This is a genomic window from Chryseobacterium formosense (assembly GCF_900116415.1).
Classification (GTDB): Bacteria; Bacteroidota; Bacteroidia; order Flavobacteriales; family Weeksellaceae; genus Chryseobacterium; species Chryseobacterium formosense.
In genome coordinates, this window is sequence record NZ_FPAP01000002.1 from 811274 (window position 1) to 833938 (window position 22665).

18 protein-coding genes and 16 tRNA genes are annotated in these 22665 nt (G+C 34.1%); 32 read left to right on the plus strand and 2 right to left on the minus strand.

What is annotated here, in order from left to right:
- Positions 1 to 341 precede the first annotated feature (341 nt).
- From BM371_RS09980 to BM371_RS10110, 29 genes are all read left to right on the plus strand, one after another.
- Positions 342 to 983, plus strand: a complete 642-nt coding sequence (locus BM371_RS09980) for a hypothetical protein (protein WP_228423579.1) — start codon at positions 342 to 344, stop codon at positions 981 to 983.
- Between the two features lie 118 nt (positions 984 to 1101).
- Positions 1102 to 2235: an AAA family ATPase gene (locus tag BM371_RS09985; RefSeq protein ID WP_034673924.1), complete on the plus strand. Its 1134-nt coding sequence runs from the start codon at positions 1102 to 1104 to the stop codon at positions 2233 to 2235.
- Positions 2208 to 2951, plus strand: coding sequence for a hypothetical protein (locus tag BM371_RS09990; RefSeq protein ID WP_034673926.1), 744 nt, complete (start codon positions 2208 to 2210; stop codon positions 2949 to 2951). Before BM371_RS09985 ends, BM371_RS09990 begins: the two co-directional genes overlap by 28 nt.
- The gene (locus tag BM371_RS09995; protein WP_034673927.1) at positions 2942 to 5335 is read left to right on the plus strand and encodes a hypothetical protein; all 2394 of its coding nucleotides are present in this window, start codon (positions 2942 to 2944) and stop codon (positions 5333 to 5335) included. The genes BM371_RS09990 and BM371_RS09995 overlap by 10 nt, the downstream gene beginning before the upstream one ends.
- On the plus strand, positions 5325 to 7037 hold the full coding sequence (locus BM371_RS10000) for a hypothetical protein (protein ID WP_034673928.1): 1713 nt from the start codon (positions 5325 to 5327) through the stop codon (positions 7035 to 7037). Before BM371_RS09995 ends, BM371_RS10000 begins: the two co-directional genes overlap by 11 nt.
- On the plus strand, positions 7030 to 8046 hold the full coding sequence (locus tag BM371_RS10005) for a tetratricopeptide repeat protein (RefSeq protein ID WP_034673930.1): 1017 nt from the start codon (positions 7030 to 7032) through the stop codon (positions 8044 to 8046). The genes BM371_RS10000 and BM371_RS10005 overlap by 8 nt, the downstream gene beginning before the upstream one ends.
- A gap of 872 nt (positions 8047 to 8918) precedes the next feature.
- A tRNA-His gene (locus BM371_RS10015) sits at positions 8919 to 8986 on the plus strand.
- A 90-nt stretch (positions 8987 to 9076) separates the two neighbouring features.
- A tRNA-Ile gene (locus BM371_RS10020) sits at positions 9077 to 9150 on the plus strand.
- A gap of 9 nt (positions 9151 to 9159) precedes the next feature.
- Positions 9160 to 9233: transfer RNA gene (locus tag BM371_RS10025), tRNA-Arg, on the plus strand.
- 8 nt (positions 9234 to 9241) lie between these two features.
- A tRNA-Lys gene (locus tag BM371_RS10030) sits at positions 9242 to 9318 on the plus strand.
- A 1-nt stretch (position 9319) separates the two neighbouring features.
- A tRNA-Arg gene (locus BM371_RS10035) sits at positions 9320 to 9393 on the plus strand.
- Positions 9394 to 9591: 198 nt separating this feature from the next.
- A tRNA-Pro gene (locus tag BM371_RS20545) sits at positions 9592 to 9663 on the plus strand.
- A 6-nt stretch (positions 9664 to 9669) separates the two neighbouring features.
- Positions 9670 to 9742, plus strand: a tRNA-Glu gene (locus BM371_RS10040).
- Positions 9743 to 9747: 5 nt separating this feature from the next.
- A tRNA-Met gene (locus tag BM371_RS10045) sits at positions 9748 to 9821 on the plus strand.
- A 6-nt stretch (positions 9822 to 9827) separates the two neighbouring features.
- Positions 9828 to 9899, plus strand: a tRNA-Asn gene (locus tag BM371_RS10050).
- A 314-nt stretch (positions 9900 to 10213) separates the two neighbouring features.
- A tRNA-Cys gene (locus BM371_RS20550) sits at positions 10214 to 10295 on the plus strand.
- Between the two features lie 174 nt (positions 10296 to 10469).
- Positions 10470 to 10556 (plus strand) — tRNA-Tyr (locus tag BM371_RS10055).
- Positions 10557 to 10640: 84 nt separating this feature from the next.
- Positions 10641 to 10713 (plus strand) — tRNA-Glu (locus BM371_RS10060).
- Between the two features lie 237 nt (positions 10714 to 10950).
- Positions 10951 to 11024 (plus strand) — tRNA-Leu (locus tag BM371_RS10065).
- Between the two features lie 68 nt (positions 11025 to 11092).
- Positions 11093 to 11165: transfer RNA gene (locus BM371_RS10070), tRNA-Phe, on the plus strand.
- Positions 11166 to 11171: 6 nt separating this feature from the next.
- Positions 11172 to 11244 (plus strand) — tRNA-Gln (locus BM371_RS10075).
- A 146-nt stretch (positions 11245 to 11390) separates the two neighbouring features.
- A complete protein-coding gene (locus BM371_RS10080) occupies positions 11391 to 11876 on the plus strand; it encodes a ribonuclease H-like YkuK family protein (protein WP_034673932.1) in 486 nt (161 codons plus the stop codon).
- Between the two features lie 93 nt (positions 11877 to 11969).
- Positions 11970 to 12341, plus strand: a complete 372-nt coding sequence (locus BM371_RS10085) for a cyclic-phosphate processing receiver domain-containing protein (RefSeq protein WP_074958682.1) — start codon at positions 11970 to 11972, stop codon at positions 12339 to 12341.
- Complete coding sequence (locus tag BM371_RS10090) at positions 12341 to 12913, plus strand: DinB family protein (protein WP_034673934.1); 573 nt, start codon at positions 12341 to 12343, stop codon at positions 12911 to 12913. Before BM371_RS10085 ends, BM371_RS10090 begins: the two co-directional genes overlap by 1 nt.
- 161 nt (positions 12914 to 13074) lie before the next feature.
- Positions 13075 to 13473 (plus strand): phosphoesterase, encoded by a 399-nt coding sequence (locus BM371_RS10095; RefSeq protein ID WP_394334186.1) that lies wholly within the window; start codon positions 13075 to 13077, stop codon positions 13471 to 13473.
- A gap of 97 nt (positions 13474 to 13570) precedes the next feature.
- Positions 13571 to 14116: a 3'-5' exonuclease gene (locus BM371_RS10100; RefSeq protein WP_034673936.1), complete on the plus strand. Its 546-nt coding sequence runs from the start codon at positions 13571 to 13573 to the stop codon at positions 14114 to 14116.
- 107 nt (positions 14117 to 14223) lie between these two features.
- On the plus strand, positions 14224 to 14772 hold the full coding sequence (locus BM371_RS10105; protein WP_034677068.1) for a 3'-5' exonuclease: 549 nt from the start codon (positions 14224 to 14226) through the stop codon (positions 14770 to 14772).
- Between the two features lie 429 nt (positions 14773 to 15201).
- Positions 15202 to 15261, plus strand: a tRNA-OTHER gene (locus tag BM371_RS20555).
- 518 nt (positions 15262 to 15779) lie between these two features.
- Positions 15780 to 16877: a slipin family protein gene (locus tag BM371_RS10110; protein ID WP_034673938.1), complete on the plus strand. Its 1098-nt coding sequence runs from the start codon at positions 15780 to 15782 to the stop codon at positions 16875 to 16877.
- 53 nt (positions 16878 to 16930) lie between these two features.
- Here BM371_RS10110 and BM371_RS10115 read toward each other — a convergent pair whose 3' ends face one another.
- The gene (locus BM371_RS10115) at positions 16931 to 17377 is read right to left on the minus strand and encodes a VOC family protein (protein ID WP_034673940.1); all 447 of its coding nucleotides are present in this window, start codon (positions 17375 to 17377) and stop codon (positions 16931 to 16933) included.
- A gap of 364 nt (positions 17378 to 17741) precedes the next feature.
- On the opposite strand from BM371_RS10115, the gene BM371_RS10120 reads away from it, so the two are divergent.
- The 3 genes from BM371_RS10120 (at position 17742) to BM371_RS10135 (ending at position 21946) form a co-directional block, all read left to right on the plus strand.
- Positions 17742 to 19259, plus strand: a complete 1518-nt coding sequence (locus BM371_RS10120; protein WP_034673941.1) for a TROVE domain-containing protein — start codon at positions 17742 to 17744, stop codon at positions 19257 to 19259.
- A 150-nt stretch (positions 19260 to 19409) separates the two neighbouring features.
- A complete protein-coding gene (locus tag BM371_RS10125; protein WP_034673943.1) occupies positions 19410 to 20066 on the plus strand; it encodes a hypothetical protein in 657 nt (218 codons plus the stop codon).
- Positions 20067 to 21754: 1688 nt separating this feature from the next.
- Complete coding sequence (locus tag BM371_RS10135; RefSeq protein WP_034673947.1) at positions 21755 to 21946, plus strand: hypothetical protein; 192 nt, start codon at positions 21755 to 21757, stop codon at positions 21944 to 21946.
- A gap of 9 nt (positions 21947 to 21955) precedes the next feature.
- Here the strand turns inward: BM371_RS10135 and BM371_RS10140 are convergent, their stop codons facing one another.
- Positions 21956 to 22567 carry a helix-turn-helix domain-containing protein gene (locus tag BM371_RS10140; RefSeq protein WP_051882602.1) on the minus strand — a complete coding sequence of 204 codons (612 nt, stop codon included), beginning with the start codon at positions 22565 to 22567 and terminating at the stop codon, positions 21956 to 21958.
- Positions 22568 to 22665: the final 98 nt, after the last annotated feature.

Genomic DNA, 22665 nt, shown 5'->3' on the forward strand with positions numbered 1-22665 from the left:
ATTTTAGCAAAGATAAAAATTTTGACCGTCACAGAAAGAAACATTAGAATCTGCATTCAGTTTGTCGAGATAGAATCAACCAAATGATTATACCTTATTTTCTTTGTTTTTAGGAGATGTTTCCTGCTCTCCGTACTCGCTATTTTCTAGAATCGGCGGCGGCAAAGCCGCCGCCGATTCTAGAAAATGAGCTCAGACAAATACTTCGATCAGGGCTATGAACAATCGGTCTGGTCATTTACTATTAGTCTTAGAAAAAAATTGTTTTTTCTTCAGAATATTTTGAAAAAATCACGTTTAAATTCATAAATACATAAAGAAAATAATTTTATTTTTGTTAGATGATGAAAACCAACTCCCCACTTTTAGATACTTTATTTTTGCTTAGAAAGGAAGAGTGCATTACGATTTTCACAGACATTCAGGAAATCTCACAAAAGGAAGAACAGGATGCTGCCGATTATTTTGAATCCGAATTCGAGAAGGAACGTTTAGAATTTTTATCCGATCAGATCAACTGTGACCACAAAACGGCGGTTTGGGCGGCAAAAGTTCTGTATCATAGTGCGCAATTATATTTGATAAGAGAAAATACGGCGAAAGATTTAAACAAATTAATTCCATCATTTAAAGGAAAAAGAGATGTTTCGGCGATATTGTCTGCTGATTTATTATTAAGATTTTTACCGCAGATTATTTCTGTTTTGCAAAATGCAGATCCCGAAGATACTTTGATAAAAATGCTTGAAAATATTTTAAGACAGTTTCATTATTCAGGAATTGGTTTTGATCTGGATTTGGAAAATATAAATTGGGAAGAAGAGCTGAAAGACAAAACCTACCGAAAATTATATCTTGAAAGAATTGTGGAAAACAAAGCCTACAAGCTTGCAGAAATTCCATACATCAACCAACTGCTGATTGCAGAATTTGGAATGTATAAAGAAATTTTTTGGAAAGAACTAAAAATAATAAGCAATTAAGTTTTTTTATTTCTTAGCTGAGTGAAATCGAAGATTTGACAAAGTCAAACGCCTTTGCGACCTTAAAAAACAGTTAGCCGTTAAAAAATAAGAAGCCACAAGTAAAAAACAATAATTAATGACTCAACATATAGAAAAATTAAACACGGTTCTTACCTACGTTAAAGACACTTTTGTCGGAAAAAATGATGTGATAGATTTATTGGGAATCTGCCTTTTAGCAAGAGAAAACGCCTTTTTGTACGGACCTCCGGGAACCGCAAAATCTGCCATCGTAAGAACGTTGGCAAAAACCGTAAAAGACGGAAAAAATTTCGAATATTTGTTGACACGTTTCACAGAACCGAATGAGATTTTCGGACCTTTTGATATCAGAAAATTAAAAGAAGGTGAATTGTTGACCAACACAGAAGGAATGATGCCTGAAGCGTCAATGGTCTTTCTGGATGAGATTTTCAATGCCAATTCAGCAATTCTGAATTCCCTTTTGATGGCTTTAAATGAAAAGATTTTCAAAAGAGGAAAAGAAACAAAAAATCTTCCTGCGTTGATGTTCGTGGGAGCGAGTAACGTCCTGCCCGAAGACGAAGCGTTAAACGCTTTGTTCGACCGTTTTCTGATTAGAATTAATGTTGATTATGTGCATCCCGATCTTCTTCAACAGGTGCTTTTGGCCGGAAGAAAGTTGGAAAATAACATCGAAACAGAAAATCCCGAAATCCTTTCAAACGAAATCAGAGAGCTTCAGAATTTGTGTAAAACGATTGACTTAAAACCGATTTATGAAGTATATTTAAATACAATTATCAATCTTAGAAATACTGGAATTGCTATTTCCGACCGTCGAGCCGTTAAACTTCAAAATCTTATCGCTGCGAGTGCTTTAATTTGTGGCAGAAATGAAGCGATTCTTTCGGATTTATGGGTATTGAAACATATTTGGGATACAGAAGAACAGATCGAAATTTTAGAAGGAATTATCAACAGAACGATTGAAAAAGATGACAATCCTAAATCGCATCCACAAGCGTTGCAAAACAAAACTCCGAATCCGGAAGAAGTAATGAAAGACGTAAAAATTCTGGTTGAAAAATGGGATAATGAAGCCTTGAGTTTTGAAGAGCAAAATGTCATCAAAGATAAATTGAGATACCTTCAAACCCGTTGCGATTGGATCAGAAATCCTGAGCAGAAACAATATATTCAACAAGAAATCGAAAGTCTATGGCAAAAGATTCTCCAAACGGTATAAAAGAATTTTGGGCGGAAATTCCCCGAATTGACGAAGATTTTTTAGGCTCGATTCGTGATTGGAAAAATGTTCAGATTGCTTTGGAAGAAGACGTAATCTGGCTGAAAGGTTTTACCGATGAACAAGCTGTTTCTTCAGAAATTCAACAGTTACCGAATTTTTTGCTGTATGAATTAAGAGAAGGTCTTTTATTTCGAAAAGATGCTTTGGTTCCAAGTAAGAAAGTGAGAACGGCTTTGCTTTGGACACCGATTGATAAAGCTTTGCGATTAACTTTTCCACCATCAAATCAGAATTTTTTCGGAATTGATGAAAAGATTGAACTTCATTTAAAACCAAGTGAAGAAGAGCAGCCTGCAACGGCTTTATTAAGTTCAATGGCTGAAATTAAAGAAACGATTATCGCTTTACCAAAATTCAAATTAGAAAAATTGGATTGGATTGTTATTAATGATAAAGCATTATTTATAGGAAATCCTTTATTGAGCTTTCCGGGAAAAACATATTGGACGAAAGACGGACATCTTTTACCGACAGGTTTTGATTTTGAGTTTAAAAATTTGAGTTCTTTATTACAAAGAAAATATAATGCAGGACAGGATCAATGGCTTTTATGGAATGAAAACGGAAGTGTTTTAAATCTTAACAAAGATGATTTCCGGAAATTGTCTGTAAGCTCATTTCGTCTGACTGAAAAAGCAAAAGAATGGATGTAAAAGATTATTTCCAATCATACGAAGATTATTTCTGGGAGTGGACAACTGATGAGGATATTCCTGATGTTTCCAGATATAATGAAAATAACCTTATTTCAATTCCGAATGTAGGGGCGATTGCTTACAGACCTTATGTGATGGAAATTTTAAAAGAATTGAAAGATCAGGGATTTCCGCCTTTTGGTTCATTACTTCTTGTTTTGTATGCAATTCAGGATGGATATTTAAACCTTGATGGAGTTTTTTTTTATTTGAATAGACAAAAAAATGTATCACCGGAAATAGCTTTAGATATTGAGCATACGATTAAATTTTTAGAAAATTTAAGTCAGCTGGGAAGTTCATTTAAAAAAGGACAGAATAAAATTATCCTTCTGCGGACTATTTTTGGAGATTGTCATAATAAGGTTTCCGCGATAAATTCCGGGTTAATTTTAAAAATATTTGATACAAAGCCTCATATAATTGCTGAAGCTGCAAATAAAAAAGATTTAACTCCGGTTGCTATTAGCAGGGATATTAAAACTTTAGCTTTACTTCAACATAAATTCCCAACGAGAGAATCTATCATTAACGCAATGAAAGGCTTCATTGATATTCCCGAACTGGAAGATGAAGTTGTAAAAGAAGAAACCAACGTCGAAACCGATAAAGATTTTATTCAGGAATTAATTGAAGAACCGAAAACTTTCCAGATAGGAAGTTTGATTAAAAGAATCTGGAGTGGTCTGAAAATCCCGATGCGTCATCTTTCTCCTGGCGAACAGCCGATCGGAGGAATTTCTGATATGACCAACAAAAGCGATTTCAACAGAATGCTTTTGTCGGAATTTGCCAATGAAGATGAAGTTTTCATGAATCGTGTTGCAAATAATGAAGCATTATATATTCAACGGGAAATTCCACCTGAAGAAAATATTTTTGAAAGAATTATTTTGATTGATACTTCCATAAAAAATTGGGGAACTCCGAAAGTTTTGGCGTTTGCATCGGCGATTGCAGTGATTAAGCATCCGAAAGCGAATTCGGAATGTAAAGTTTTTGCGTTGGGACAAACGAATATCCCGATTTCGTTGGATAAAGTAGATGAGGTCGTTGAAAATCTGAATCAGGTGAGTCCGGTTCTGGAAGTTTCTTATGCGCTCGAAAAGTTTTTTAATGAAGAATATACAGAAAAGGATCTTGAAGTTTTTTTTATCACTCATCAGGAAAATTTGGTCAATCCAAATCTTCAAAAAGTTATTCATGAAAACAGAGACCGACTGAAATTTTTGGTGACAACTTCTTCGGATGGCGAACTGAATTTTTATAAACATCATAAAGGAACAAGAAAACATATTCAAAAAATAGTTCTTCCGTTACAGGAATTATGGGTAAATCCACCGCAAAGAAGACAAAAAAGAGAAAATAATTCATCAAAAAATTGGAAAAGGACAGATGTTCCAATGAATTATCCGATTCTATTTCCGACCCCAGTTAATAAAATTGCGACATTTTTATATGAAGGAGAGTTTTATATTTTAAGCAATAAAAAACAATTATTAAGAACATATCTGTCGGATAATTATTACAATAAAAATTATTACGATCATTATAAGATCCATCGTGGCTGCGAAGTTTTATTTGAAGATATTTCTGTAAAGCCAAAGGGTCAGTTTGCTTTGGCGAAAAACAGACAACAGCAATTTATTCTGTGTCAGTATCATCCAGATAAAAGAGTGATCTCGAAGTTGAATTTGAATACAAAGGAATATTCTGAACTGTACTTAGCGGGATACGAGATTTCATATCATTATAAATTAATATATTTTGACAAGGAATTTTATTTGCATCACAAATACATTTCTCATAATTATAGAATAAATATTGATGGTAATATTTCTTTAGAAAAGGCTTTTGATGGTGATGGTAATATAGATAAAAATACACCAAAAGTTGAAGCCGAACTTTATAAACTCGAGAATAATGGCATTAAGATTTTAAACAATTTCAGCAATATAGGAATCAATGCAGAAAAAAATCTGGTGATTTCAAATAATGAATTGAATAAATTACACGACGATTCATTGACGTTATACAGAAATAGGCATCAGATAAAGATTTTTGCGAATCAGAATAAAAACAGGTTTACTTTTTCTGATGGAAGCGAGGTTATCACAGATTCTCGCGGAATGCTGACTTTCAAAAGCAGCAACAAAAACATCCCGGAATTCTATATTCCATCGACGGAATATGGGTTTTTGGCGTTGGCAACGCATACGGAATTCGGAGGTTCAGAATATTATCTGCCGCAAAGCACATTATTAAAAATGAAAAAAATGGAAGATATGTATGCTGAATGTTTAAAAAGATTTATCGATCAAATTTGGGAATATGGAGCTTAGAATAAAACCTTTTCCGAAAAATAATTTTCCTAAAAAAGGACTTTTAATAAAAGGTTCTTCATCTTTGACCTGGCTTCATGAGATGGAAATTTTAGAGGTAGATTTAGGCCAGGTTCGATCTTTTCCGATTCCTTCTCATGAACCCAATGTTTTATATGGTTGCTTTTTAATTTTTCAAAATAATGCTCCCAATGAAGTCGGGAGAAATTCTTATTTTCAATGCATTGATCATCAATTTTTTATTCCTGAAAACACCACTTTTTATCCAAAAATAAATCCTGAAGACTGGCAAAATGTTGATGCTGAGTTTCTGATCATGCATCCTGAGTTCGGATTGGTAAAATTAAATGAAGAAATCGACTGGATTCCATTAATTCAAAATCCGAAACAATCTGAAGATAAAATCCAAAAGCCATCTAACGGTGTAAAAATTCCTCAGAAAATTGAGAGTTACACGGTTGAAATGGATGATGAAAAAGTTTTGGAAGCACTTCAAAAGCCACAAACTGAAGAAGAATGGATGAAAGATCTTCCTTTCGATATGAAAAAGGTGATGGCTGGAAACAAAAAAGAGATTGAAAAATACTTAAGTTATATCGAAAAATATCCTGACAGAGTAGTAGATCTTGGAGTTCCAGTTGATGTAATGGGGACTTCCAGAGGTGATGGTTTTGCAAAATTTAAGTTTGAAAATACCTGGTTCGGAAAATTATTCGGTGGAGATTCTGAAGATGGTACAAACTCGACCTATTCTCAAAAATACCGATGGATATTTTGGGTGTTTTTGATTGCCATTGGATTAGTGAGATTATTCATGTTTTTTAATAAAGAAGAACCTGTACAAAATGCTCCAATAGCTTCATCAGAAAAGGTTTCCGAAATAGATAAAAATGAAATAGCTCCTGTTATGGGTTATCAATCAGGTGTTACAGATATTGATATGAAGATCGATTCGATGTATGGAAAAAAAAGGAGAGAGCTTTTTGATGAGCATATCGTAGCATCTACATTTATGATGAGTTCTAACGGAGAAAATTATAAAGATTATCTGAAAAAAGGAGGAAGACCTTTGCATGAAGTTCAGAAAGAAATTTTAAATATTAATAAAAGGGTTGATTTTGCAAAAGATTCTCTAAAAACAGTGTACAACAAAAAAATTGTAAAATATTTAGCTCAAAGCGAAGAAAAATACAAGAAAATAATTACAGATTCTCTTAAAAAAGTAAGTTCAGGAAAACCAGCCGATCAAGGAATTGTCAAAACGATCCTGAAAAAGAAACAGGTATTGATTGAAGATTCATTAGGACGACTTTACGGAACAAAAGAATATATCGAACCGCCAATTGATCCTAATAAAGCAAAAAAAGTGGAAACACTTGAAAAGGAAAAGCCTTACTCAAAACATAACATCTCTTTTTCGGAAATTATTTGGTTAATCATTTTCATGACGGGCGTTGTCGGGCTGTATAATTTCATCGTAAAAAGAAGATCTTTGAATATCGGAGGGAATAATGTTCCAAGTGGGATTAAAATTTTTCTCGTCATTGTACTTGTTGCGATGCTGGCGTATATTTTCTATCCTTTGATCGAAATGTTCGGCTACAACTGGTTTGTTTGGATTCTCATTATCGGTGTTGTGTTGCTTCTTTACCGTCTTTTTAGTGAAGACAAAACCATTTTAAAAACAGATAAAGATGAATAGGCAGAAGTTTACAGACAAATTCATGGCGGCGTTTTTTATTCTGGTAATTATCAAGATTATTGGGATTTTTGCGCAGCTGTTTCATCAGAGTTTTTGGAGTGTTCTAGGTACTTTGGCGATTTTTGCTATCGTTGCTTTCATCATTTTTATAGTGCTTCTTCGTTTGGAAGACAAAGAAAAAACCGGGAATCCGCTTGGAAGAAAAGGTCGCGGTGGAAGTTCTTATGTTGAGACCTCACTTTTCGATAGGATCAGAAATAAATACGAAGATCTTGCCCAAAAATATCTCGATGAAAAGGATTATAAAAAGGCAGCAAAAGTATATATGAATCTTCTTCGTGATAATTATCGTGGTGCAAAAACTCTGGAAGAAGGAGGTTTTTATAATGAAGCCGCTGTGATTTATCTTAAGAAATTGAAAAATAAGTCTGAAGCGGCAAACTGTTATGAAAAAGCAAAACAATACAGAAAAGCAATTGATTTGTATAAAGAGCTCGAACAAAAAGAAAAAGTAGGAGATCTGTACAGACAAATCAATGACATAAAAAATGCAAATACTTATTATCAAATGGTTGTAGACGATTATGTAAATAACAATCAAATGGTAAAAGGTTCTTTGATTTATCGTAAAAAAATGGAAATGCCGGACGAAGCACAGAAAATTTTATTGAAAGGCTGGGAAGAAGATCGCGATGCATTCAATTGTCTGAACAATTATTTCGCTAATATTTTTGAGATTAAAAAACTCGATCAGCAAATTCAGGAATTGTACAAGAAAACACCTTCGGATAAGAAGATTACCTACCTTGAAGCGATAAAATATGAGTTTAAAAAAGATCCGAAACTTCAAAATACAACAAGAAATATCGCCTACGAAATCATCGCAGAAAAAGTTGCCACCCGTTCGGAGATTGTTAACGAATTGAAACATTTCAATCCCGATGATGAGGTGATTTTGAAAGATATTTCGAGGTATAAAACAGGACGGAATAGAATGTTTAGGAATTAGAAGTAAAAAAATACGCTTCTGTCATTGCGAACCGAAGGTGAAGCAATCTAAATTAAATAAACCCATTTTATGCTCAAGATTGCTTCCTAGCTTTACTTCTCGCAATGACAAAATTAACAACTATTAAGAAAAACATTTATCTTTGCACCAATAAAATTATGACAATACAAAGAGCACATATCAGTTTGAATCTATGCGATCGCCCTGTACTAAAGGGATCGTTTGGATATGAATGGATGATATCGGATGAGGCGAAATGTGCTTGCTTTGAAAATTATTTACTGTAAACTCGTAAAAATTTAATCAAAATACTGCAGAAACGCCTCGATGATCGGGGCGTTTTTTGTGTTTTTAGGGCAGAAATTATTTAGAATGAAAAAAAATAACCATAAAAGTGAAAATTATTTAAACAAAAATGAACAATTAATAAGAAAATAGAGCGTGATCAATAACCCGATGAGAGACAGTCATTTAGGTATTTAAGACATCTGCAAAATATTGCGGACGGAAATTCTCTATTCTAAATTTAAATGATAATTAATTGATTTTCAAATAGTTGATTGAAAAATAAATTTGTGAGTTAAAAAATTTCATCCTTACTTTGCAACCGAAAATTAAAAGCAACACGTTTTTAATCTTTTCAAAAAAACAATTTTAAACAACAAGAATAAAATGAAACAATTACATAACATATCTAATTTATCTTCAAGACAGCGCGGTGTAGAGCCGATGGGACAAGGATATGCTTGTATTATTCTTCTTGATAGTGAATTTGTGGATAAAAGGTGCTTATATAAATGGGTCAGCTAATATAGCGACACGTCAAAAAATATAAAGCGCCTCCCAAAAAGAGGCGCTTTTTTTATGGTTTCTTTAGCTTATTTGGTAAAGCGTCGGTTTGTGGCACCGGAGAACAGGGTTCGATCCCCGGAGATACCCAAAAAAGTGAATGGTGAATAGTGAATATTGTTTCACAAGTGAATTAAAAATTGACAAGCAAAGCGAATTGACGCTTCACCATTCACTAAATAATCTCATAGCTCAATGGGTTGGAGCGTCGACCTGATACGTCGAAGGTTGAAGGTTCGAGTCCTTCTGGGATTACAAAGATAAAATCTCATGGCTCAATTGGATAGAGCGTTGGTTTACGACACCAAAGGTTGAAGGTTCGAATCCTTCTGAGATTACAAAATACAATCTCATGGCTCAAATGGTTAGAGCACCGGTCTTTTAAATCGGGGGGTGAAAGTTCGAATCTTTCTGGGATTACCAAGGTTCCGTAGCTCAATTGGATAGAGCATGGGTTTTCTAAACCCAGGGTTACAGGTTCGAGTCCTGTCGGAATCACAAAAATGGTCTATTGAGGTAATGGCTAACCTGCCTGACTGTCTCTCGGGCACTGCGAGTTCGAAATGCAAAGCATTCGTGAATTCAAAAGAAAAAATATATGTGATGATGAACAATCTCGCATAGACCGCAAAGGTTCACGGAAAAATTCCGACCCGACTGTCTCTCGGAAAAGAATTTTGAAGTGAATCTGCAAAACTGGAAAGATAACGGTGGTTGTTTACCCGCCTTGGACGCGGGAGGTCATAGGTTCGAACCCTATTTTCCAGACAATTTGCTCCATTCGTCTAATGGTTTAGGACGGCTGCCTTTCGAGCAGTAAATAAGGGTTCGATTCCCTTATGGAGTACAAACGATTTCGTAGCTCAATAGGTTAGAGTATCGGTTTCATAAGCCGAAGGTTGAAGGTTCGAGTCCTTCCGAAATTACAAAATGATTCTGTAGCTCAATGGTAGAGCACCGGTCTGTTAAACCGGAAGTTGAAAGTTCGAGCCTTTCCGGAATCGCAAAAAAACTAAATGTTAATTGTTTCAAAGAGAGAGAAAAAGTTTGTCGAGAGCAGAAGATCTTTACGCCAAAAACACAATATAGACAGGCTTTTTCTTAACTCAAAAAATGAAAGGTTGGAAGATGGATGAAGGATAGAAGTTTAAACATAATATAAATTTTTAGGTAAAATAAAGTTTGTCAAAGCGTAGAAGTTCTTATATCAATAAAAAAATTAAGACAGGCTTTATTTTTTAATTAAAATTTAAATGATAAAGAATAATCATAAAGGTGGAAAATTATTCATTGACCATTACTGATTACTCATAAAAACGATGGTTCGCCGAAGTGGAAGAGTCGGGGCGGTCTGCAAAACCGTTGTGAAAACTGAGTGGGTTTGAATCCCATAACCATCTCAAATAACTAAAATGAGATTAGTTCCGAAGAAAAAATAAAAGTTTGTCGAGCGTAGAAGTTCTTATATCAAACTAAAAATTAAAGACAGGCTTTGTTTTTCTTCACAAATTAAAAATTAAAAAGTTAGTTGGGAAATATTACTCTTTACCAATTACTTATTACTCATGAAAAAGGGAAGTACGCCGAAGTTGGAGAGTCGGGGCAGACTGTAAATCTGTTGTTTCATTGCTGAGTAGGTTCGAATCCTACTACTTCCACCAACACCGCTGATAATGTAATGGCAGCATGCAGGAAATGTACTCTTGTTGTTCAGGTTCGACTCCTGGTTGGTGGTTTTATAAAATGCTCTATTCGTCTAACGGTTCAGGACGCCTGCCTTTCGAGCAGAAAACAAGGGTTCGATTCCCTTATAGAGTACAGAAAAGTGAATAAGTGAATCGTGAATTTTGCTGCGCAAGTGAATTTTAAAAATTGAGAGCAAAGCGATTGTCCATTCACAATTCACAAAAGAATAGGTTAAATGGAAAAGAGAAAAGTTTATCGAGCGCAGAAGATCTTTACGAATATAACAGGCATAGTTTATAAATATAGACAGGCTTTTCTCAGACCTAATTTTATAAATGATAGTTGATCAATTATCATCTATAAAAATTCGCGGGAATGGTGGAAATGGTAGACACACTTGATTTAGGCTCAAGGTTTTGGGGGTTCGAGTCCCTCTTTCCGTACAAAAAGAATAATTGATAAAAACGGCAATAGTATCATTTATAACTTATCAATTATCATTCATAAACTTGGAAGAGTGGTGTAGAAGGTCTGCACGTTAGTCTGAAAAACTAAAGGTACAGGTTCGATTCCTGTCTGTTCCACAAAACTGATTCATAGTGTAATTGGTCAGCACACAAGACTTTGACTCTTGTTGTTCAGGTTCGAGTCCTGATGAATCAACAAAAAGCTGTATTAAAAAACTTGTTTTCTTAGCAGAGTGAAACGCCTTTGCGAGCCATAAAAACAGTTAGTAGTAAAAAAAACTTTGCGCACTTTGCGTTAAAAACAATATTTAAACAAAAACAAATTTAAAACATGTAGAAAAAATGGAAACGCAACAACAAACATGGCAAAATATGACTGGGAAAATTTTCCAACACTCTATCACACAGCTGGTAGAAGAAGCCATCATCCGCGAACAGGCAAATGGACACCGACTGAAAGTGTGTGTGGGTTCAGACTCCCACGTTTATGGTGATGCCATTAATTATGCTACGGCAGTTGTCGTTATTCGTGAGGGAAAAGGAGCGTTTACCTTTATCAGAAAAGAAAGAGAAATACAGAATATCAGTATCAAAGAGCGAATGTTGAACGAGGTCAACAAATCTGTAGAAATCGCCTACGCCATTTGCTCTATTCTGGAAAATTATGATGTGGAAATGGAGGTACACGCAGACATTAACACCGACCCGGATTTTAAATCCAATGTCGCTTTGAAAGACGCAATGGGATATATTCTGGGAATGGGTTATATATTTAAAGCAAAACCTTACGCATTTGCAAGTTCAAATTGTGCTGATATGATGGTGTAATGAAGTGTGAAGCGGGATGAGGGGAGATGGAAGGCTAAAAACTTTCCAATTATTTCTATCTTCCCAACTCCATCCAAAAAAATAAATAAAGCAATGGAAATAACAAAAAGATTACTATTTCTGGATGATATAAGATATCCGATTGAGGCGTATCAATATACAAAACAGGATATTTTCCTCAGAAAAGACTGGCATATCGTTCGAAATTATGAGCAATTTGTCAACAGGATTTTGGAAAAAGGACTTCCGGAAATGATTTCTTTTGACCACGACCTTGCTGATGAACATTATTTGGAACCAGATTCTCAAGAATTTGTTGAAAAAACAGGTTACGATTGTGCAAAATGGTTGGTAGAATATTGTATGGATAACTATTTAGACTTACCAAAATTCTCCTGCCACTCAATGAACCCTGTTGGAAAGGCAAATATTGAAGGTCTTTTAAACAATTTTAAAAAATTGTAATGGATATTTTTAGATTAATTCAGGATATAAAAAGGCATTTGAAACTCAGTTTTGATGAGGTCGACAGATGGTTTGATAAAGATAAAGAAACGTTGAACTTTCAGCCTTCAAATGGAGGTTGGACGATTCAGCAGATTTTAGAACACATTTATCTGACGAACTTTTATTTGTTGATTCTTATTGAAAAAGGTTCAAAAAAAGCAATACGTAATTATCAAAATCTTGATTTAAATATTGAAATAAAAAATTACAGTTTCGATCAAAAAAAGTTTGAAAAAGTAGGTGAATACGGAGCTTTTGAGTGGATCAGACCGGAACACATGGAGCCGAAAGGAGAATTAAATTTAAATGAAATCAGAAGTTTAATTTCACAGCAATATGATCAATGTTTAGATTATTTAGACTTGATGAAAAACGGAGAAGGTCTCCTCTGCAAAACAACCATGACAGTGAATGAATTGGGAAAAATCAATGTGTATGAATACATTTATTTCCTTTCACTTCACGCCCAAAGACATGTTACTCAGATGAAGAATAACGAATTAGAAACAATTAAAAATTTAAAAAAATGAAACCAAATATATTTTTCACAGCAGACCATCATTTTGGTCATGAAAACATTATAAAATTTTCCGAAAGACCTTTTGAGTCTTTGGAACACATGAACGAAGAACTCATCAAAAGATGAAATGAGAAAATCGGAGAGAATGATATTGTCTACCATTTAGGCGATGTGAGTTTAGGAAAACCGGATGTTACAAAGGATATTTTAGATCGATTGAATGGCAAAATCCATTTGATAAAAGGCAATCACGAATATTCTGCACTTAGGGTTTCGGATAGATTCGAATGGATTAAAGATTATCACGAACTTTCCATAGAAGATGAAGAAGCAACTCAAGGCAAACAGAAAATTATTCTTTTCCATTACGCCATGCGAACCTGGAATGGCTCACACCGTGGAATTTGGCAACTCTACGGTCATTCCCACGGAACATTGCCGGATGACGAAAAGGCATTAAGCATTGACGTTGGAGTCGATTGTCATAATTTTTATCCGATTTCTTACGAAGAAGTCAAGGAATTGATGAAAACAAAAACATGGACGCCACCGTTTGCTCCGAGAAATTAATAAGCTGGAAGTCTGAAGCTGGAGGCTGGAGGTATTTTCGTGCGGTAGAAAACTTCCATCCTCTAACTTCCTGCTTCCATCCTTTAAACCAAAAAACATGAAAACAACAAATCAAATATTAATCGTCGACTTAGAAGCCACTTGCTGGGAAAACGACAGAATTCCCGTCGGACAAAAAGTCGATATTATAGAAATAGGAATTTGCGAATTAAACAGAACAACAAAAGCAATTTCCAAGAAACAAAGCATTTACGTCATTCCGGAAAGGTCTAAAATCAATAAATTTTGTACGGATCTTACAGGAATAACTCCAAAACTGATAGAAGAAAAAGGAATTCATTTCGAAGAAGCCTGCGAGAAAATACGGGATGAATATGACTCAACCTCGTTTACATGGGCAGGTTTTGGAAATTTTGATAAAGAGCAGATCATGGAACAGTGTGATTATCTCGGCATCGAAAATCCTTTTTCAGAAAATTATATTAACATTATGCATCAGTTCAAAGCCTATAATGGACTTTACAAAATGATGGGTTTAAAAAGAGCTCTTAAAGCTATGAATATGGATTTTGAAGGAAATCATCACAGCGGAGCAGACGATGCGTATAATGCAGCCAGGATTTTAAGAAAGATTTTGGAATAATAATTTTGGTAGGGAAGATGGATGATAGAAGCGGGAAGTTTTTGCAGTACGTAATTTACTTCCAGCCTCCAACTTCAAACTTCCAACCATTTAAACCATTTAAAAAAGTGAAAACAACAGACAACATATTAATTATAGACCTCGAAGCCACGTGTTGGGATGACCGCCCGCCGAGAGGTCAGGAAAGTGAAATCATAGAAATCGGTGTTTGTATCATGGATGCAAAAACCGGTAAGATTTCACAAAATGAAGGAATCTTAGTGAAACCTCAATACTCAAAAGTGAGTCCGTTTTGTACAGAACTGACTTCCATTACACAGAAAATGCTTGATGAAGAAGGCATTTTACTCGAAGATGCATTAGATATTCTACGAGCAGAATACGATTCTGAAGACTTGACTTGGGCAAGTTATGGAAACTATGATCTGAATATGCTTCAGAATCAGGCAAGAAGATTCAATGTCGATTATCCTTTGAGTGATGATCATATTAATGTGAAAACATTATTCGGAGAACTGCATCCGACCGTCAGAAAAAGTGTCGGAATGGCAAGAGCTTTAGGCGAACTGAATTTTAAGCTTGAAGGTACCCATCACAGAGGTGTGGATGATGCTAAAAATATTGCAAAGATTTTACATTGGTGCTTGCAACAATAGTAATGTAACAATTTAACAATATAGAAATATAACAATGGCTTCCTTGGATAGAGGGAGCTTTTTTTATAGTTATCCTGTCATTGCGAGAAGCGAAGCGACGAAGCAATCTCAATAAATAACAATGGATTGCTTTACTTTCAGTTCGCAATGACAAAAAAATCACATTAAAATTTTCTACGCAAAAACACTGCGTAATAACCTTCTTACTTTGCATCATCAAAATGAGAGAACACTAAAATTTTGAAAAACAAATTTTAGTCAAAATATCAGGCAAGTCTTGTTGAGTGTTTCTGTATAGCACCATTGCAGGAGATTTTGTTAAGTAACATTATTTTTTTCTGTTCAACTTGACTTGAAGGTTTCGGAATTTTCCAAAAAATTTCACATCGCTCTATAGGTTGAAGGTTCGAGTCCTTCTATTTCCAAAATGGAAATATAGTTCAATTGGTAGAACAATAGATTTTAGCACAGGTTCGAATCCTGTCTTCACTTCGGGTGAAGTAGCTCAGTCTGGTTAGAGCACTACACTATTAATGTAGGTTGAAAATAGACTTAAAATCTATTTTTTATTAGAGTTTGAATGTCTCGTTAAAAATATTCACCATGGGAAAATTGGAGTTTTTTTCAGTTGTTGAATCAACGTTTTGAAAGAGCTTGTAAGAAAATATTTTTTCTGAAAATAAAATTCAGTTGAAGAATAGTCAATAATTGGACTGAATTTTCTAAGAAGGACGATTTTCCGCGTGAGCGATGGTAACGGATACCCCGCAGTGAAGAGCCGAAAGGCAATGAACGAGGAGTAGAAGTGAACGTAGCGACCCAAGTTGTTGCTTTCAGCGATGGCAAGGGACACGCCCAAGATCTGATTCATTAGAAAATAAGTTTAAAATGCTATTCTGAAATGAATGGAATTTTGTGAAAAACTTTTCTTCCGCCATTTTTGGAAGAGAAAATCTCAGTTTTTCCTTTTTTTAATTAAAATTAATAACCTTTAAAATATAAAAACGATGATAAAGAATGTACAAATTAAAGCATATCAGATTGGTTTGGTTTTCAAAAACCGAAACTTAATTGAGATCTTAAAAGAAGGAAATTACTGGCTTTTCGGTAATAAATCTGTAGAAATTTTTGAAACAAAAGATCAGTTTAAAACGGGAAATGATCTTAATCTTTTACTGAAAAATGAAAACCTCAAAAACTTACTTGAAGTTATTGAAGTAAAGGACGGTGAAATTGTTTTAGTAAAGGAAAACGGAATCTTCAAAGAAGTGTTGAACGTTGGTCAATATGCTTTTTGGAAAGGAATTGTGAATAGAGAATTTCAAAAAATAGATTTGACAAAAGTTGAAATCACAGAGAAAATTTCTAAAACAATTCTGGAAAATATGAAGTTGAAAAACTACACAAGAAAGTTTGTTGTGACGAATCAATATAAAGGATTATTGTTAATTGACGGAAAATTATCCAAAGTTCTGGAAGCCGGAACTTACTATTTCTGGAACAACGAAATTTCTGTTGAAGTAAAAGCCATCGATATGCGTATGCAGCAAATGGAAATTGCTGGTCAGGAACTTTTGACCAAAGATAAAGCGATGCTGCGTATTAATTTCTATGTGCGTTTTCAGGTAGAAAACATCGAGAAAGCGTTGATGGAAAATAAAGAATACGATAAGCAATTATATATTTTGATGCAATTGGCTTTGCGTGAGTTTGTTGGAGCTTTGACGTTGGATGAATTACTGTTGAAAAAAGATTCTGTAGGAAAAGAAATTCTTGAAAATCTTGGAAACAAAGCCGAAGATCTAGGTCTGAAAGCTTCTGATGCCGGAATCCGTGATGTGATCTTAACCGGAGAAATGAAAGAAATCATGAATCAGGTTTTGATCGCCGAGAAAAAAGCTCAGGCCAACAGCATCATGCGTCGTGAAGAAACAGCTTCCACAAGAAGTTTGCTGAACACCGCAAAATTGATGGAAGAAAACGAAGTCCTGTGGAAACTGAAAGAAATGGAATATATGGAGAAAATCGCCGACAAAATTGGAGATATCACCGTTTCCGGAAACAGCAATATTCTTTCTCAGCTGAAAGAGATTTTTGCGAAATAAAACTAATAACCATTATTATAAAGGCAGGTTTTGAGAAATCAGAATCTGCTTTTTTATTTCTTCTCCAGCCATTCCTCATAAGAAAGCACGCCCAATTCCGGTTTTCCGTCACCTTCCAAAATCGAAATAAACTCCAGTTGATTTCCATCCGGATCATTAAAATAAATCGCCAAAGCCGGCATCCATGCAAAAACCATTGGCTCATCAATTCCGTCTTTTAAAAAATTGTAAGGTTTTAAATTTTTATTTTTTAAAAACTCAATAGAATAATTCAAAATATCTTCTTTATCCACAGAAAAAGCAAAGTGCCTTGTCTGCAAATTTTCTTTTTGCTCCCACAAACCAAGCATGGCTTCTTTATTTTTTCCAATCCATAAAAATGCAATCGGACGGTTTCCATCATGATGAGCAAATTCCAAACCTAAAACTTCAGTATAAAATTTTATTGAGTTTTCTAAATTACTTACCTGTACGTGAGTTTCATATAATCCTTTTATCATAGTTTTATTTTAATAAGACAAAGCTAAACAACGGATTTCCAAAAACTTCAAATTAGCAATTCCTTTATGTAAAATGAATGATAGATATATTTTATTCATTACATACTCAACAGCATCTTTGTCATTCCGTAGAAATCTCAACAATACTTTTAATAATGAAACCGAGATTCCTACGGAATGACAAACTTTATGGTATTGTGATGTTTGAAAACTATTAAGCGATTAATTAATCAAAAAAATTAAAACTTTTTCACAAATATTTTAACTACGCAAAAACACTGCGCAATACTATTCTTACTTTGCATAAGAAATCAGAGAGGAAGTGATAATCCTCCAAAAATGTTTAACAAAAAAAACAGTAACCATGAAATTTAATTTTTTAAGAAAAGAGAATAAAGTAGTCATGAACTACGAAGGTGCAAAAGCTTATACAATGACACCTGCAGAAGAACTATACAGTGCTGTTGTTACAACTGGATTATCAAACGCAACCTATGAAAAGGGAAATGACAGATTGGCGAGAATCCAGTCTCTGATTCAGAAAAACGATCCTGAATTCGTTGCAAAATTGGCGGTCTATGCAAGAAAAGATATGTATTTGCGTTCGATTCCATTGGTTTTGACGACTGAACTGGCGAAACAAGCTTCAGGTACAGACTTGGTAAGCAAAACAGTTAACGGCGTTATCCAAAGAGCTGATGAAATCACAGAATTGCTGGCTTATTACCAATTGGCAAACGAAAGAACAGAAACAAAAAAGCTGAACAAACTTTCAAAACAAATTCAAAAAGGTTTGGTAAAATCTTTCAACAAATTTGATGAATACCAGTTCGCAAAATATAATAGAAAAGCTGAAGTTACTTTGAAGGATGCCTTATTTCTGGTTCACCCAAAAGCAAAAGACGAAAATCAACAGGCAATTTTCAACAAAATCGTAAACGATTCGTTGGAAACTCCATACACTTGGGAAGTTGAACTTTCAGTGTTGGGTCAGACAAAATTTGCAGATGAAACAGAAAGAAAATTAGCTTTCAAAAACAAATGGGAAGAATTGATTTTCAGCAACAAATTGGGTTATATGGCAACGTTGAGAAACTTGCGAAACATCTTAGAAGCCAAAGTTTCATCAGATGCGATGTATAAAGTGTGCAACTATTTGTCGGATGAAAAAGCGGTGAGAAATTCAAAACAATTGCCATTTAGATTTTTGGCGGCGTATAGAGAATTGAAAACGATCGATTCACCTTACTTGTCGTCAATCTTGGAAGCATTGGAAGATGCGGTAATGGTGAGTGCAAAAAACATCAAAGGTTTTGGTTTCGATACTTCGGTGGTGATTGCGGCAGACGTTTCCGGATCGATGCAACAACCTGTTTCTCCGAAATCTAAGGTGTTGTTGTACGATATCGGTTTGTTGATGTCGATGATGTTGCAGTCACAGTGCAAAAACGTGATTTCAGGTATGTTTGGTGATACTTGGAAAAGAGTTCCGATGCCTAAAAACGGTATCTTGAGAAACGTTGATGCTTTCTACAAGCGAGAAGGTGAGGTTGGTTACTCCACAAACGGTTATTTGGTGATCGAAGATTTGCTAAACAGACGTGAAAAAGTGGATAAAGTAATGTTGTTCACCGATGCTCAGCTTTGGGATAGCAACGGAGGTAGAAATTCTTTTGAAAACTCATGGAATCAATACAAAAGTTTCAACCCAAATGCAAAATTGTATATTTTTGATTTGGCGGGTTACGGAAAACAGCCGTTGGATGTCAGAAAAAATGATGTATACCTTATCGCAGGTTGGTCCGACAAAATTTTCGATGTATTGAACGCTTTGGAAGACCGAAAATCAGCAGTAGAAATGATAAAAAAAGTAGTGCTGTAAAAGGCACTGCTTTTAAAAATAAAAACTAATAACCAATTTTTTTAGGAGCTATTTCCCGCTTTCCACTATATCTTTTTCGCCAACGCTTTTTTCAAGCCATATCAGAAAAAGGATGTCGTTGCAATCGGGGCTAATAAATGTAAGATAATTATGATAAAACTCATTAACACAATAGAAGTTAGCCCATTAAAATATTCTAAAGAAGAATATGAACTGCCTGAAGCCTCTGATTATCCAGATGCAGACGATTGGTATAGAAAATGGGAGGAAGTGATTTCTAAATTAGACCTTGGTTTTCATACTATAAAAAAAGATTCTTATTTAGTTGACATAAAAACCATAGATGAAGAAAATTTACAAATGATTTTAGAAACAAATCTTCAGGAAATTGATTTAGAGAAGTTCGAGGATGAAGTTCCTATTTTTGATGGAGGCATTGTTTTGACACAGAATGATAAAATACTTATTGAACCAAGTTGCTGTGGAGATATAGGAAATATAGATGAGTGGCAAAGAATTTTAGATAATAAAACTTCCGATTGGTCAGATTTATGGATAGGTCACCCTTGGATTTTTTATAGAAAGCAAAACGGAAAAGTTCAATTTTCAGATTATTCAGATTTAAACTTAAAAGAATTTACAGATATAAAAGTAATATTCGAAGTTGATGAATTCGAATTGAAAAATGAATTAGATAAAATGAAAAAACACCAAATAAAATTTAAACATAGAATTACAGAAATTCTAAAAAAGATGAAAATTGATAATGCGGAAAAAATTTCAGAATTAATGACAGGAGTAAAATAACCGACATAGGAAATGTAGGCGTTAAGAAAATAAGCTATGCGAACGTTAAGAAAATTCTACTGTTTAAAGCGCAACACAAATTTAGAATTGAAAAATAAATATTGAATTCGCGCAAGTTTTAGAATTTTTAGAGAGTATAGATTATTTTTAGCCGGAGTTTCCAAGTCTTGAATTTTTGGTTCTTTTGCTTCAAGGCAAAACGAACAAATATAAATAAAGAGTTTTGAGATTGCTGCAATGACCTAAAAATAAACCGATGCCGTAAGAAAAGAAATCCTTCGACTTCCAATTGAAAATGAGTCTTTTCGCTAGATTGCTCGGTTTTATAACCAATGTCGTACAATAAGAGTTCCATCGTCAAACTTAAAATTTGAACAACATTCAAAAACTCTTATAACTTGTTACTTGTTTTTTTTAATTTAAAATAAAATATTAACTGCGTAAAAAGAATGCGTACTAATGCAATAATTTTGCTCCAACAAAAAACAATAGCCATAAAAATTTAAAAATGTAAGTGTTGTAAAATAGAATTTCTTCGTTTAGGGACAGCAATACAGGTTCAAATCCTGTTTCCGAAATTCGGGATGGCGTAATTGGTAACGCTCTGTCAGTAAGTCTCTGTTTGATTTTTTACCTTACTTTAAAAAATTATCGATGCCGTAAGAAAGAGTTCCTTCGAATCCAAATTGAAAAAAGTCTCTTTTAAATTTTTGCTCGATTTTAAAATTATTAAAAATCAAGTGTCGTTTTAGAATCATACTTCGAGATTGAATAAACATTGGGTCGCAGGTTCGAGTCCTGCCTGTTCCACGAAGGAAGAGTAGCTCAGTTGGTAGAGCAAATGAACTGAAAAGGATTCTATAATTTTACCTTGATTAAAAAACAAAGAGTGCCGTAGAAAAGGCTTACTTCGATTAAAATTTAGACCTCAAAATCTATACAAAAGTGCAATTTCCTGAATAACAGTAAGGATCAGATGCATGTCTGTCTTTTCGCCTTTTGCCTCTTTTTTTAACAAATTATAAATCATATCAAGTGTCGTAGTATAGAAATACTTCGTTCCAGGCTTAAGATATAAGTTCAAGTCCTGTCTGTGAAAACGGTCGTCTAATGGTAGGACGTAAGCGTAAAGTGTCTGTATGAAATTTACCTTGGTAAAAATAAAGAGTGTCGTAGAGAAAACTTACTTCGGTAAATCTTATGATCTTGGTTCAACTCCAAAATAAACCTGAAAACGGTTTATGTAGTTTTCTTGCCCTTTATCTCTTTTTTTATTTTTAAATAAAAACAAGTGCCGTAGAATAGTGTTACTTCGCTCATCACGACGGGGTCGCGGGTTCGAATCCCGCCTCTTCCACATTTTCAAAACACAAAAATTATATAGGAAGAGTAGCTCAGTTGGTTAGAGCACGACAATACGCTTTTTGATTGTTGCCTTGTTTTAAAATATAAAAGTGTCGTAGAGAAAGGTTACTTCGTCCACATAGGGGAGGAATAGCGAAGTCGGTTATTCCGGCAAGGCTATCCGGTTCGATTCCGGTATGACATACCCCGCTCTTTTCTCGTTTTTTACCTTTTATTAATCTTATCCTTTCTAAAATTTGGAAAGGATTTTTTATAAAAAGAAATGATGTTTTGTGTTTTTTTAGTCATAAGTTTGTGAGATAAAAAAATAAAATAATAACATTATGGAAAATAAAAAAAGTGGCACCTTCTTCTTTGCCATTATCGCTATTATTGTAGGAATTGCTCTGTGGAAGCAATTTGATTTCAAAACAATGACTTTTGAAAATGTAGGATTAGGGATTGTTTATCTTATTACTTTCTTATTCTCAATCTTTTTTCTGATTAGAAATACTTCGAAAAAAGAAAGTAAATAGTTTTTGTATTTATTTAACTCTTCGCTCAAGAACTTCAATCCTTTCCAAAATATTGGAGAGGATATTTTTTTGGTCAAATGAGAGATATCCTGCTATTTTATAAATCTCTTTTTCTGAACTAAATTCTTCCTGAATTGCCGAAAAATACTTTAAATTTCCATTTTCTTTGAGGAGCAAGGTCTCAGAATTTTCTTCTCTAATATTCGCTTTCACCAAAAATAGATAGTCGCCAATGTTGTAATTCGATAAAAGCAATGTATTTTCGGTGAATTCATAGATTAAATCGATATTTGCTAATGCTTTTTGCAGTGAATTATATTTGGTGTTGTTTTCAATATTATTTTCCTGATAAGGTAATTCTGTGTTAAAAGACAATTGAAATTTTTCAAAGTTTTCAGGCTTGTTTAAATCATCAACAGTTAAAGGAACGGTTAAGAATTTATCTAAATCAAGATTAAAGTAATGAACTACAGTGAGTAGTGTTGATATTTTAGGTTCGGAACGCCCTTCTTCATAGGCTCCGATAACTCCTCTGTTCAACTCAAATAAATCTGCGAAAGCTTGTTGGCTTAAACCTTTTGCCTGTCTTATTGTTTTAATATTAGCTCCAAAAAAACTCATGGGTTCTAATCTTTTTTGCAAATGTAAGATAAATTTTAATTAAATTGCTAATAATATTTGCAATTATAAATAATTTTATTATATTTGTGTACAATCGA